At 69.8% G+C, this 13,905-nt stretch carries 9 protein-coding genes; 6 read left to right on the forward strand and 3 right to left on the reverse strand.

The window, feature by feature from the left end; all coding sequences use genetic code 11:
- The first annotated feature begins 177 nt into the window (after positions 1–177).
- Positions 178–2,148, forward strand: a complete 1,971-nt coding sequence (locus tag ACIQTP_RS21395; RefSeq protein WP_403401806.1) for a SpoIIE family protein phosphatase — start codon at positions 178–180, stop codon at positions 2,146–2,148.
- A gap of 164 nt (positions 2,149–2,312) precedes the next feature.
- On the opposite strand, the gene ACIQTP_RS21400 is transcribed toward ACIQTP_RS21395, so the two are convergent.
- The gene (locus ACIQTP_RS21400) at positions 2,313–3,308 is read right to left on the reverse strand and encodes a CAP domain-containing protein (RefSeq protein ID WP_403401808.1); all 996 of its coding nucleotides are present in this window, start codon (positions 3,306–3,308) and stop codon (positions 2,313–2,315) included.
- A gap of 140 nt (positions 3,309–3,448) precedes the next feature.
- Here ACIQTP_RS21400 and ACIQTP_RS21405 point away from each other — a divergent pair, with 140 nt between their 5' ends.
- The 4 genes from ACIQTP_RS21405 to ACIQTP_RS21420 all read left to right on the forward strand — a co-directional run bounded on the left by ACIQTP_RS21405 (position 3,449) and on the right by ACIQTP_RS21420 (position 9,960).
- The gene (locus tag ACIQTP_RS21405) at positions 3,449–3,730 is read left to right on the forward strand and encodes an acylphosphatase (protein ID WP_403401810.1); all 282 of its coding nucleotides are present in this window, start codon (positions 3,449–3,451) and stop codon (positions 3,728–3,730) included.
- A gap of 382 nt (positions 3,731–4,112) precedes the next feature.
- Positions 4,113–4,316, forward strand: coding sequence for a hypothetical protein (locus ACIQTP_RS21410; RefSeq protein ID WP_028802434.1), 204 nt, complete (start codon positions 4,113–4,115; stop codon positions 4,314–4,316).
- Positions 4,317–4,529: 213 nt separating this feature from the next.
- Entirely contained in the window at positions 4,530–8,288 is a 3,759-nt protein-coding gene (locus ACIQTP_RS21415) for an AAA family ATPase (RefSeq protein ID WP_403401812.1), read from the forward strand.
- 253 nt (positions 8,289–8,541) lie between these two features.
- Positions 8,542–9,960, forward strand: coding sequence for a sugar porter family MFS transporter (locus ACIQTP_RS21420; RefSeq protein ID WP_403401814.1), 1,419 nt, complete (start codon positions 8,542–8,544; stop codon positions 9,958–9,960).
- An 87-nt stretch (positions 9,961–10,047) separates the two neighbouring features.
- Here ACIQTP_RS21420 and ACIQTP_RS21425 read toward each other — a convergent pair whose 3' ends face one another.
- Positions 10,048–11,019, reverse strand: a complete 972-nt coding sequence (locus ACIQTP_RS21425; RefSeq protein WP_403401816.1) for an LLM class flavin-dependent oxidoreductase — start codon at positions 11,017–11,019, stop codon at positions 10,048–10,050.
- A 45-nt stretch (positions 11,020–11,064) separates the two neighbouring features.
- Complete coding sequence (locus tag ACIQTP_RS21430) at positions 11,065–12,531, reverse strand: cytosine permease (RefSeq protein WP_403401818.1); 1,467 nt, start codon at positions 12,529–12,531, stop codon at positions 11,065–11,067.
- 129 nt (positions 12,532–12,660) lie between these two features.
- Here ACIQTP_RS21430 and ftsY point away from each other — a divergent pair, with 129 nt between their 5' ends.
- A complete protein-coding gene (gene ftsY, locus ACIQTP_RS21435; RefSeq protein ID WP_352047798.1) occupies positions 12,661–13,869 on the forward strand; it encodes a signal recognition particle-docking protein FtsY in 1,209 nt (402 codons plus the stop codon).
- Positions 13,870–13,905 lie beyond the last annotated feature (36 nt).

Below are 13,905 nucleotides of genomic sequence, written 5' to 3' on the forward strand. Positions count from 1 at the left end.
CTCCCCCTGTTCAGGCGCCATGGGTTCAAATCCCACACCCACCGGAGATGAACGGCCCCTGACCAGGTAAACCGGTCGGGGGCCGTTCTCATGCCCGGCACCCTTTGCCGATGAATCGTGGCAAAGTGCGCGAAAATGACCGAACAGGCTGTTTTGGTATGTGCCAGGGGGTCACAGATGGATGCCTCGGACAAACTCCTTCGAGGAGCTGACCCGGCGGCTCTTCTGACGCTGGGCGGTGCCATCCACAGCCTCAACGCCGCGATGGCCACAGCGCTCGGCAGGCCGGCGGAGCAGTGCGTGGGACATGACTTCGGTGATCTGTGGCCCGCAAGCCAGCGGATGTCGGCCGAGAGTCTCGTGGTGGCCGCCGCCAGGACGAAGACGGTCGCGATGCGGGTGCTGGACTTCCCCGGGCGACGCCGAACACCCGTCGCCTGCCTGGTCGAGGCACGGACGGTCAGACATCCCACCGGTGACGAGCAGCTGATCTGGGTGCACGCCCTGGATGCGCGAAACGACCTGGCCAGCCTGCTGATCCCGTTCCGGATGGCCACCTCGGCCGCCCACCTCGGCCTGTGGATGTATTCATCCGATGAGCACCAGCTGGAGTGGCTCGGTGGCGCAGCCGCCCTGGCGGCGCTCTTTCCGGATCCCACTACGTCGCTCTCCACAGTGATCTCGGCAGTGCACCCCGATGACCGGGAGGCCTTGCGGCAGCTCCTGCGCTCGGCCTCTCCCCAGCAGTCCCGCTGGGTGAGGTTGCGGTACCTCCCCCAGCACGAGGGCTGGCACCAACTGGCCGCTCAGACCCGTCGGATCCAGCTGGGCTATGGCGGCCCCGAGCGGATCTTCGGGGTGGTCCGCGACGACACCAAGCAGGAGAAGCGCAAGGAGAAGGCGCAGGCCGCGTTGGCTGCCGAGCGACAGCGCGCCAAGGACATCGCCGACTTCTCCTCCGCCTTGATCGGTGCGGCCACGGAGCAGGAGCTGCAGCAGGTCTCCCTGACCCGGCTCGCCGCAACGTTCGGCGCCACCGGCGCCCTGCTCGCGCTCGTCGACGAAGGCCGCCTGCGCGTCTCCACCGATGCCGGGATAGCCATGTGGGAGGCCGAGGTCCTGGACGGCCTGCCACTGGACGATCCGAGCCCGGTGGCGGAGGCGATCCGAACCGGCAAGCCACGATTCGTCCCCAACCGGAAGGACTACATCCACCGCTGGCCACACGGGGCCGAATTTCCGCGGCTCGGCCGGCTCGGCTCCGACTACGCCGTCTCCATCACCCCCCTCAGCGAGACCGGCAACCAGCCACTCGGGGCGTGGCTGGTGACCCACGGCAGCGGATGCAGGCCGTCCTTGGACGAGATGACCCTCATGGGTACTCTCGCCGACCTGGCAGGCCAGGCACTGAGGCGCATCAGGTTGCAACACGCACGAGTCGAGCTGGCCACCGCGCTGCAGAAGACCATGCTTCCCACACTGCCCGAGCACCTCGCGGGCCTGGAGGTCGCCGCCCGCTACCGGCCAAGCCGCGACGGGCTGGACATCGGCGGAGACTGGTACGACGCCTTCGTGATGCCCGACGGCACGGTCGCCATGGAGATCGGCGACGCGCAAGGGCACGACGTGGACGCCGCCGCGGCCATGGGACAGGTACGCGCCTCCATGCGCGCGATCGCCGCCCACGAACCGGATCCCGCGACCGTGCTGACGCGCACCAACGAGCTGCTCGTCACGATGGACGCGGCACGATTCGCCAGCTGCACCATGCTGCATATAGACCCAGGCGACGGACGGGTCACCGGCGCCAGCGCGGGCCATGTGCCGGTGCTGTGCGCGCGCAGGGACGGCAGCCACAGCATCCTCGAGCTGCCGGGCGGGCCGGTCCTGGGAGTCGTGCCCGACATCGAGTACCGCGAGGAGGTCTTCACCCTGGACGAGGACAGCGCGCTGGTCATGGTCACCGACGGCGTGGTCGAGGGACCGGGCCTCACGTTGGAAGCCGGGCTGGAGCGAGCCGGAACTCTGGCCGGCGCGGCCCTCCGCAACGGACTGAACGCCGAGGAGACCGCCGACCGCATCCTCGACGCCGCGGTCGCGGTGGACCACCTCGACGACGTGGCCGTGCTGGTCATCCGACGCGCATGACGGCGCCCACGTCCGCGCGGCCTGGCCGATCAACGATGTGGCCCGATACGTCCCGCCGGTGTGCCACCGCCGCAGCCAGGGCCATCAGGGCTTCGACCTGAGCGGACGCCATGAGCTGGTCGGCGCTGAGTCGGCCCTGAACGGGGCGCCGACCTGCGGTTGTCTCAGTAGCCGAAGTCCTGCGTCCACCAGGGGCCGCCGGTGCCGAGGTGCACACCCACGCCCAGGGTCTTGAAGTCGCAGTTCAGGATGTTGGCGCGGTGGCCGGGGCTGTTCATCCAGGCGTCCATGACGGCGGCGGCGTCGGCCTGGCCGCGGGCTATGTTCTCGCCGCCGAGGCTGGTGATCCCGGCCTTGGCCGCCCGGTCCCAGGGGCTGAGCCCGCTCGGGTCCGTGTGGTCGAAGAAGTCGCGTGCGGCCATGTCCTCGCTGAAGGCCTGGGCGAGGTCGGACAGGGCGCTGTTGGCCGCCACCGGACTGCAGCCGACCTTGGCCCGCTCGTCGTTGACCAGCTTGAGCACCTCGGTCCCGGCCGCCGTTTGGGCGGAGACGTCGACCGGGGCGGTGGTCGTGGGCGCCTTCGTCTTCGAGGCCTGCCCGGGCGGAGTCGCGGGCTTGTTCCCGCCTGCGGACTTGCCCGGCTTGGTGGTGGTGGGCTCCTGGGAGGGCGCCGTCGTCGGCGCGGCCGGCGAGGTCACGGGAGCGGTCGACGCCGATGCCGAAGCCGAGGGCGACGCGGAGCGGTCGGCGTCACGGCTCGTCGACGTGCCCTCGCGGCCGTCCGCGCTCGCGCTGCCCGACGTACCGCCCTGCTGGGTCTCCTGGCTGGAGGGGGACCCCACGGCCTGAACGCTGTCGGAGTTGTTGCCGCCGCCACCGAGCGAGTAGTTCTCGGTGCCGGGCAGTACGCCGGAAGCGACGGCCACGGTGCCCAGCGCCACGGCCGCGGAGACGCCGAGCAGCCCGGTGCGTACCGGCGTCGCGGTCTTCCGCCTGCGGTGGGAGCGGGCTGCGGCGGTCGGCGGGAGGTCGGCGACGGCGGCATAGCCGTACAGGTTCTCCGGACCGTAACTTTCCGTAGCGGGTCCGTAGTTCTCCGTGACCCCGGTGGTGCGGCCTGTGGCGGCGCGTCCGGCGGCGGAGCGTCCGTGGCGTCCCATCTCCTGGCCTTCCTCGTTCTTGGTCAGCGTCCCTCACTCGAAAGAGTGAGTTTCATATGAGACTCATTGGGTCGGGACGGTACCGCATGGCGGGAGAGGAGGAAGTGCTGCGAGAGACTTTGTCCGGTTAGCGTGCACCCATGAACGAGGTTGTACGGCTGGTCGTTTGGGTGCGCGGACGTGTCCAAGGTGTGGGTTTCCGCTGGTTCACGCGGGCCAAGGCGCTGGAGATCGGCGGCCTGAGTGGCTTTGTTCTCAATTTGGACGACGGACGGGTCCAGGTGGTCGCGGAAGGAACCCGGGCCGGATGCCAGGGTCTGCTCGACTGGCTCCAGGGGGACGACACACCCGGGCGTGTGGACGGAGTCACTGAGATCTGGGACACGCCCCGGGGGATCTACGACGGCTTCGCGATCCGGTGACGGCGACCTGCGCAACGCCCCTGACGGAAGCGGTATGGCATGCCACCGGCACCTGCCAGAAGCAGAAATGACCTGGTGGTTGCCAAGAACGGCTCGGCGTGGCAGGCTCCGCAGAGAAGGATGATCTCCAGGCCCCCCGGGTCCCGCAGGAGTCGCAGCGCAGCCGTCCGAAGGGCCGCGCGACAGCGGGTTGCCCACCGATACGGGGCGTGATCGTGTTGACCGTCAAACTTTTTGGTGAGACGCTGAAAGCCCCGCGCACCTTAGCTGTTTGGCATGTGGAACCGCAGCAAAAATTTAGTAAGTGTCAAGCATCGCGGGTGCGATTCCCTCACGACCCACACCGCTTCGGTCGGTCACTCAGTGTGGAGGACCATCCATCATGGCAAAGGCGCTTCTCGGTTACGTCGGCGGTTCCGACCCGCGACTCATCGCCGAGATGCGACGGCTCCAGCAGCGTGTACAGGACCTCGAATCCGAGCTCGTACGGATTCAGGCCGAGAACGACGCGCTCGCGGCTGCCGCTTCTCACGACTCGCTTCTCGAGAGCATCGACGTACCCCAGGCGGAGCCTGCGCTCACCTGACCACTGCACCGCACTACGACAGCAGTGGTTGGGCTGCCCGTGTCAACCGCTAAGTTGTCAGCTGTCAGAATTGCAAGGGACGCCTCTTCGGCGTCCCTTCTTCTTTCCCCCGCGTGCCCTCCCGCTCTTTAACGTCTGGTGTGCCCTGCACGTTCATGGGTGAAACCGTGGGTTCATGGAGTGAGACCGGCCCGAAAGGTAGAGTCCGGCGGCGTGCACCTCAAGGCCCTGACCCTGCGCGGGTTCAAGTCGTTCGCCTCGGCGACCACGCTGCGGTTCGAGCCGGGTATCACCTGTGTCGTGGGCCCCAATGGTTCGGGCAAGTCCAATGTCGTGGACGCCCTGAGCTGGGTCATGGGTGAGCAGGGGGCCAAGTCGCTGCGCGGCGGCAAGATGGAGGACGTCATCTTCGCCGGCACCACCGGGCGGCCGCCGCTCGGCCGGGCCGAGGTGTCCCTGACCATCGACAACTCCGACGGCGCGCTGCCCATCGAGTACGCCGAGGTCACCATCACGCGGATCATGTTCCGCAACGGCGGCAGCGAGTACCAGATCAACGGTGACACCTGCCGTCTCCTCGACATCCAGGAACTGCTGTCCGACTCCGGCATCGGCCGCGAGATGCACGTCATCGTCGGTCAGGGCCAGCTCGACTCCGTGCTGCACGCCGACCCGATGGGCCGGCGCGCGTTCATCGAGGAGGCGGCGGGCGTCCTCAAGCACCGCAAGCGCAAGGAGAAGGCGCTGCGGAAACTGGACGCGATGCGGGCGAACCTGGCCCGCGTCCAGGACCTCACCGACGAACTGCGCCGCCAGCTCAAGCCACTGGGCCGGCAGGCCGCCGTCGCCCGTCGCGCCGCCGTCATCCAGGCAGACCTGCGCGACGCCCGCCTGCGCCTCCTCGCCGACGACCTCGTGCGACTGCGGCAGGCGCTCCAGTCCGAGATCGCCGACGAGGCCGCGCTCAAGCAACGCAAGGAAACCGCCGAGGCCGAACTGAAGAAGGCGCTCCAGCGGGAGGCCCTCCTGGAGGACGAGGTCCGGCAGCTCACGCCCCGGCTCCAGCGCGCCCAGCAGACCTGGTACGAGCTCTCGCAGCTCGCCGAGCGGGTGCGCGGCACGATCTCGCTGGCCGACGCGCGGGTGAAGAGCGCCACTTCGGCACCCGCCGAGGAGCGGCGCGGGCGCGACCCCGAGGACATGGAGCGCGAGGCGGCGCGGATCCGTGAGCAGGAGGCCGAGCTCGAAGCGGCCCTGGAGGCGGCCGAGCACGCCTTGGAGGACACGGTCGCGCACCGGGCCGAACTGGAGCGCGAGCTCGCCGTCGAGGAGCGCCGCCTCAAGGACGTGGCCCGCGCCATCGCCGACCGCCGCGAGGGCCTGGCCCGCCTCAACGGCCAGGTCAACGCCGCCCGTTCGCGGGCCGCCTCCGCCCAGGCCGAGATCGACCGGCTCGCCGTCGCCCGTGACGAGGCCCAGGAGCGGGCGTTCGCCGCGCAGGAGGAGTACGAGCAGCTGAAGGCCGAGGTCGACGGCCTGGACGCGGGCGACGCGGAACTGACGGAGCGGCACGAGGCGGCCAAGCGGGCGCTGTCCGAGGCGGAGGCCGCGCTGAGCGCCGCCCGCGAGGCGGCCACGGCGGCCGAACGCAGGCGCGCCGCCACCCAGGCCCGCCACGAGGCACTCGCCCTCGGTCTGCGCCGCAAGGACGGCACGGGGGCGCTCCTGGGGGCCAGGGACCGCCTCACGGGGCTCCTCGGCCCCGCGGCCGAGCTGCTGTCCGTCACCCCCGGCCACGAGGTCGCGCTCGCCGCCGCCTTCGGCGCCGCGGCGGACGCCATCGCGGTCACCACCCCCGCCTCGGCCGCCGAAGCCATCCGCCTGCTGCGCAAGCAGGACGCGGGCCGCGCGGCCCTGCTGCTGGCCGGGGCGCCGGAGGAGGCGGGGGCACGCGAGCCCAAGGGCATCGACGGCAACGGGCAGCACCGGGCGGCGGGTGACATCGCTTCCGGTGCGGTGCCCGTCGGCGGTCACCCCGACGGGCGTGACACATCCGGCGGCGCGGGACCCTCCGCGGCCTCTCTGGGCGACGTAACCCCAAGGACCGCCTCCGGGGCCCTGACTCCTAACGCCGCCTCCGGTGACGTAGCGCCGCAGACGGCCCCCACCGGGCCGCCGTACGCAGCCGACCTCGTCCGTGGTCCCGCCGAGCTCATGTCCGCCGTACGGCGGCTGCTGCGCGGGATCGTCGTGGTCGGCACCCTCGAGGACGCCGAGGACCTGGTCTACGCGCGGCCGGAGTTGAGCGCGGTCACCGCGGAGGGGGATCTGCTCGCAGCGCACTTCGCGCACGGTGGGTCCGCCGGGGCGCCCAGCCTTCTCGAAGTGCAGGCGTCCGTCGACGAGGCGGCTGCCGAGCTCGAGGAGCTCGCCGTGCGGTGCGAGGAACTCGGCGCGGCGCAGCACCGGGCCGCCGAGGAGCGGGGGGAGCGGGCCGCGCTCGTCGAGGAGCTGGGGGAGCGGCGACGGGCCGCCGAGCGTGAGAAGTCGTCCGTGGCGCAGCAGTTGGGGCGGCTGGCCGGGCAGGCGCGCGGCGCGGCCGGGGAGGCCGAGCGGAGTACCGCCGCCGCGGCGCGGGCGCAGGAGGCGCTCGACCGGGCCGTGGAGGAGGCCGAGGAGCTGGCCGAGCGGCTCGCCGTGGCGGAGGAGATGCCCGTCGAGGAGGAGCCCGACACGGCTGTACGGGATCGGCTCGCCGCGGACGGCGCGAACGCGCGGCAGACCGAGATGGAGGCCCGGCTCCAGGTGCGCACGCACGAGGAGCGGGTGAAGGGGCTCGCGGGTCGGGCCGACGGGCTCGACCGGGCCGCGCGGGCGGAACGTGAGGCACGCGCGCGTGCGGAGCAGCGGCGGGCCCGGCTGCGGCACGAGGCGGCGGTCGCCGAGGCCGTCGCCTCCGGAGCGCGGCAACTCCTGGCGCACGTCGAGGTGTCGCTGCGCCGGGCGGAGGAGGAGCGCACCGCCGCCGACACGGCCAAGGCCCGCCGTGAGCAGGACCTCGTCGCCGCGCGCAACGAAGGCCGCGACCTCAAGGGGGAGCTCGACAAACTCACGGATTCGGTTCACCGCGGCGAGGTACTCGGTGCCGAGAAGCGGCTGCGGATAGAGCAGCTGGAGACGAAGGCGCTGGAGGAGCTCGGTGTCGAACCGGCGGGGCTTGTCGCGGACTACGGTCCGGACCAGCCTGTGCCGCCCTCGCTCCCCGCCGAGGGCGAGGAACTGCCCGAGGATCCGGAGCACCCGCGCAACCAGCCCCGGACCTTCCACCGTGCCGAGCAGGAGCGACGGCTCAAGTCGGCCGAGCGGGCCTACGCGCAGCTGGGGAAGGTCAATCCGCTGGCGTTGGAGGAGTTCGCCGCGTTGGAGGAGCGTCACAAGTTCCTCAGCGAGCAGCTGGAGGACCTCAAGAAGACGCGGGCCGATCTGCTGCAGGTGGTGAAGGAGGTCGACGAGCGTGTCGAACAGGTCTTCACCGAGGCGTACCGGGACACTGCACGTGAGTTCGAGGGTGTCTTCAGCAGGCTGTTCCCGGGAGGGGACGGGCGGCTGATCCTGACCGACCCCGACAACATGCTCACCACGGGCGTGGACGTCGAGGCGCGGCCCCCCGGCAAGAAGGTGAAGCGGCTGTCCCTGCTGTCCGGTGGGGAGAGGTCTCTCACCGCCGTCGCGCTCCTTGTGTCGATCTTCAAGGCGCGGCCCAGTCCGTTCTATGTGATGGACGAGGTGGAGGCGGCGCTCGACGACACCAACCTGCAGCGGCTGATCCGGATCATGCAGGAGCTGCAGGAGGCCTCGCAGCTGATCGTGATCACGCACCAGAAGCGGACGATGGAGGTCGCCGACGCGCTGTACGGCGTCTCCATGCAGGGCGACGGTGTGTCGAAGGTCATCAGCCAGCGCCTCCGCTAGATGCGTGTAGCGCACACCGGTCATGACCTGGGCTTCTAGTTGAGTTCAAGTAGTGAACAATTGATGACCGCTCGGGTACGGAAAATTCACAGCTATCCAACTGTTGACTTCGAAACTTGAAGGCATAGTCTCTGCAACGTTGCTTTTACCTTCAGGTGGTGGGAGCCGCGAAGTTGTGCGCCACTGGTACCACCACCGAAGGGCTTGCCCCCACACCCCCGGCAGCGAGGCCGGGTGGCCCGAGGAGTTACACGTGACCAGCACCGCGCAGGCACCCCAACCAGGAGCCAGGACGGCTCACCCCGAACATCTCGGGCATGTCATCTTCATCGCGGCGGCGGCCGCAATGGGCGGCTTCCTGTTCGGTTACGACAGTGCCGTGATCAACGGTGCCGTCGAGGCCATCCGAAGCCGCTACGGCATCGGCTCGGCGACCCTGGCCCAGGTCATCGCCATCGCGCTGATCGGCTGCGCCATCGGCGCGGCGACCGCGGGCCGCATAGCCGACCGCATCGGCCGCATCCGGTGCATGCAGATCTCCGCCGTCCTCTTCACGGTCAGCGCCGTCGGTTCCGCGCTGCCGTTCGCGCTGTGGGACCTCGCCTTCTGGCGCATCATCGGCGGATTCGCCATCGGTATGGCCTCCGTCATCGGCCCCGCCTACATCGCCGAGGTCTCCCCGGCCGCGTACCGCGGACGCCTGGGCTCCTTCCAGCAGGCCGCGATCGTCATCGGCATCGCCATCTCGCAGCTGGTCAACTGGGGCATCCTGAACGCCGCCGGCGGCGACCAGCGCGGCAAGCTGATGGGCATCGAGGCCTGGCAGGTCATGCTCGGCGTCATGGTCATCCCGGCCGTCCTCTACGGTCTGCTCTCCTTCGCGATCCCCGAGTCGCCGCGCTTCCTGATCTCCGTGGGCAAGGAAGACCGCGCCCGTGAGGTGCTCAAGGAGGTCGAGGGCGACAAGGTCGACCTGAAGGCCCGCGTCGCCGAGATCGAGCACGCCATGAAGAGCGAGCACAAGTCGACCTTCAAGGACCTGCTCGGCGGCAGCTTCTTCTTCAAGCCGATCGTCTGGGTCGGCATCGGCCTCTCGGTCTTCCAGCAGTTCGTCGGCATCAACGTCGCGTTCTACTACTCCTCGACGCTGTGGCAGTCGGTCGGAGTCGACCCCTCGGCGTCGTTCTTCTACTCGTTCACGACGTCGATCATCAACATCATCGGCACCGTGATCGCGATGATCTTCGTGGACCGGATCGGCCGCAAGCCGCTGGCCCTCATCGGTTCCGTCGGTATGGTCATCGGTCTCGGACTCGAGGCCTGGGCCTTCTCGTACGACCTCGTCGACGGCAAGCTGCCGGCCACACAGGGCTGGGTCGCCCTCATCGCCGCGCATGTCTTCGTCCTCTTCTTCGCCCTGTCCTGGGGCGTCGTGGTCTGGGTCTTCCTCGGCGAGATGTTCCCGAACCGGATCCGCGCCGCCGCCCTCGGCGTCGCCGCCTCCGCGCAGTGGATCGCCAACTGGGCCATCACCGCGAGCTTCCCGTCGCTGGCCGACTGGAACCTCTCCGCGACCTACGTGATCTACACGATCTTCGCCGCGCTCTCCATCCCCTTCGTGCTCAAGTACGTCAAGGAGACCAAGGGCAAGACGCTGGAGGAGATGGGCTGAGCCTCCTGAAGAGGCCCCGAGACTCGAGGAGAAGGGCCAAGTCCCCGCTGCCCCTCTCCTCGTACCCGTAAGACGTTCTGCCCCGGCTCAATCCCCGAGCCGGGGCAGTACGTCTTCGCAGAACAGGTGCAGGCTGCGCCAGCCCTCGTCGATCGGCATCCCGCCGGACAGCGGGTGCAGCACGTGGTTGTCGAGACCCTGCGCCACGCACTGGTCGGGCGTCAGGATCCGGTACACGCCCTCCGCGCGCAGTTCCTCGACCGTCGTGGCCCCCGACTTCACCGCCGAGCGGATGTCACCGGACTGCCAGGAGGCGTACGTCCGTGCCTCGTGCAGGAAGTGCCCGCCGTACTCGGCCCACGCCCGGTCCGGGTCCTCGGCGATGTGCAGCAGAGGGGTCTCGGCGGCGGGCATCATGGTCCAGCCCTCGGTGCCGTACTCGACGAGCCGCTCCTCGTAGTACGCCTCCAGCTCGGGGAGGTGCGCGCTGGGGAAGAAGGGGAGCCCGAGCCGGGCGGCGCGCCGGGCCGCGGCCCTGGACGAGCCGCCGACCAGCAGCAGCGGGTGCGGGTCGGAGAACGGGCGCGGTGTGACCCGTACCGTACGGTCCCGGTAGGTGAACTTCTCGCCGGTCCACGCCTTCAGCACCGTCTCCAGGAGCTCGTCCTGGAGTGCCCCGCGCCGCTTCCAGTCGACGTCGAAGAGGGCGTACTCCTCGGGCCGGTAGCCGATGCCCGCGACGGTGACGAGGCGGCCGCCGCTGAGCAGGTCGAGCACGGCGATGTCCTCGGCCAGGCGCAGCGGATCGTGCAGCGGGCCGATGACGGCGGAGACGGTGACCGCGAGGTGCCGGGTCGCTCCGAAGACCGCGCCCGCGAACGCGAACGGCGAGGGCAGCCAGTTGTTGGCGACGCCGTGGTGTTCCTCGGTCTGCACGGTGGTGACGCCGCGGTCGTCGGCGTAGGCGGCCATCTCGATGGCCGCCTTGTAGCGGGCACTCAGCGACGCGGGGGTGGCGGCGGGGTCGACGAGGTTGAAGCGCACGACGGTTACGGGCATGGAAGCCCCCCTTCGGTGTGGAGGGGGACGGTAGCTGACGGTACGTCAGACAGCCATAGTCGCGGACCCTTTCGCGGCCTGCGCCACGGGCGCCACCGCGGGCTTCGGCAGCACCACGTACAGCAGGAAGGAGACCGCGATGGTCGCCACCCAGCCGAGGCCGTACTCGCCGACGGGGCTGTTCGACGCCAACGGACCCGTGAACCAGTCGGACGCGCTGAACAGCAGGCCCGAGCCGAGCCCGAGCGCCCACGCGGCGACCGCGGCCGGGCTGAAGCCGCCCCGGTACCAGTAGGCGCTGGTGCGCGTGGTGTCGAGCAGGGCCCCGGCGTCGTACTCCTCGCGGCGCAGCATGTCCGCGCCGAAGACGCCGACCCAGGCCGAGAACGCGATCGCGAGCAGCGACAGGAACGCGATGAACGAGCCCATGAACGAGGTCGCCGCCAGCATCAGGACGCCGCCGAGGACCAGTGAGATCACGGCGTTGACCGCGACCGCCCGGTGCCGTGACAGTTTTATGCCGACGGTCTGCGCGGTGAAGCCCGCCGAGTACATCGACATCGCGTTGATCAGCAGCATGCCGACCAGGGTGATGAGCAGGTAGGGCACCGCGATCCACAGCGGCAGGAACGTGCCGAGGAAGGAGACCGGGTCGGCGGCCGAGGCCAGGTCCGGCGTCGAGACCGCCATCACCGCGCCCATCAGGATCAGGGGGAGTACGACGATGCAGGCGCCGCCCAGCGAATTGCGCACGATCGCCGCCGACGAGGCCGTCCGCGGCAGATAGCGCGTGAAGTCCGGCGCCGACGGCGCCCAGCTGATGCCGCCCGCCGCGATCAGTCCGACCCCCGTGATCATCAGGGATGTCGGGCCGGCGGGCTGCCCGAAGACCCTGCCCCAGTCCGTGTCCGCGACCAGGTAGCCGAGGACGAGCACGGAGAAGCCGCCGAAGAGGCACGTCGCCCATGTGCTGCACGTCCGGACGGCGCTGATGCCGAGGCCCGAGATCGCGAACGTCGCGACCACGAAGGCCAGCAGCGTCGCGACGATCAGGAACGTGTTGCTCCTGATGCCGAAGAGCACGTTCAGGACGGTGAGCAGGGCGTAGGAGCCCGTCACCGCGTTGATCGTCTCCCAGCCCCAGCGGGCGATCCAGATCAGCGAACCCGGCAGGAGATTTCCGCGCTGGCCGAAGACCGCACGGGACAGGGTCATGCCGGGAGCGCCACCCCGCTTGCCCGCGATGCCGACCAGACCCACCAGGCCGTACGACACGATCGGTGCCGCGAGGCCGACGGCCAGGGCCTGCCAGAAGTTGAGCCCGAAGGAGACGGCAAGGGTCGCGCCCATGGTCAGCAGCAGGACGGTGATGTTGGCGGCGATCCAGGTGGGAAGGAGTTCGCGGGTCTTCGCGTGCCGTTCGCAGTCGGGGACGGGCTCGATGCCCCGGGTTTCCAGAACGTGGTGCGCGGATGTGTCGAGGGCGCCATCGGAGCGGTCGGTGGTCCTCATGGCAATTAAGCATACTTTGTGTCGTTTTTTATGCTTTTGCGAGGCGTGTTCTCGGAGGAAGCCACGGAATCCCTCCGGCGGCACGGAGAATCCCTCCCGGGAGGGGGATGGCTGATACTGGGGAGCGTTATGGAAACCGTCATCCTTGCTGTAGTCATCGCCGTGGTCGTGATCGGCGCACTCGGCGGGCTCGTCATCGGCAGTCGCCGCAAGAAGCCGCTGCCCCCGGCGCCCCCCACCACGCCCGACATCACCGCCCCTCCGGCCGAGCCGCACATCGGCGACGAGGCCGAGATTCCGCACGACGAAGAGCGCCGGACGATAGAGGAGGTGGATCTCCCGGACGGCTCGGCCGCGCCGGTCGTCGTCGAGGAACCCGAACCCGTTGTCGAAGCTCCCGCGATCGAGATCCCGGAGCCGACCGCCGGGCGCCTGGTGCGGCTGCGTGCCCGCCTCTCCCGCTCGCAGAACGCGCTTGGCAAGGGGCTGCTCACGCTCCTCTCGCGCGAGCACCTCGACGAGGACACCTGGGAGGAGATCGAGGACACGCTGCTGACCGCCGACGTCGGCGTGCAGCCCACCCAGGAGCTGGTCGAGCGGCTGCGCGAGCGCGTGAAGGTGCTCGGTACGCGGACGCCCGACGAGCTGCGCACCCTGCTGCGCGAGGAGCTGCTGCAGCTCCTCGTCCCCGAGTTCGACCGGGAGGTCAAGACCGACTCGCCTCTCGACACCCCGGGCATCGTGATGGTCGTCGGTGTCAACGGCACCGGTAAGACCACCACCACCGGCAAGCTCGCCCGCGTACTCGTCGCCGACGGCAAGAACGTGGTGCTCGGCGCCGCCGACACCTTCCGCGCCGCCGCCGCCGACCAGCTGCAGACCTGGGGCGAGCGCGTGGGTGCCCGTACCGTGCGGGGCCCCGAGGGCGGCGACCCCGCCTCGATCGCCTTCGACGCGGTCAAGGAGGGCATCGAGGAGGGTGCCGACGTCGTCCTCATCGACACCGCCGGACGACTTCACACCAAGACCGGGCTCATGGACGAGCTCGGCAAGGTCAAGCGTGTCGTCGAGAAGCACGCCCCGCTCGACGAGGTGCTGCTCGTCCTCGACGCCACGACCGGCCAGAACGGTCTGGTGCAGGCCCGCGTCTTCGCCGAGGTCGTCGATATCACCGGCATCGTGCTGACCAAGCTCGACGGCACCGCGAAGGGCGGCATCGTGATCGCGGTCCAGCGCGAGCTGGGGGTGCCGGTCAAGCTGGTGGGTCTGGGCGAGGGCGCGGACGATCTGGCGCCGTTCGAGCCGGAGGCGTTCGTTGACGCCCTTATCGGAGAGTGACCCCCACCTCCCGAAGTTGGTAGGTGGTTCAGGAAG

The organism is Streptomyces sp. NPDC090798 (genome assembly GCF_044768965.1).
In the GTDB taxonomy this organism is placed as follows: domain Bacteria; phylum Actinomycetota; class Actinomycetes; order Streptomycetales; family Streptomycetaceae; genus Streptomyces.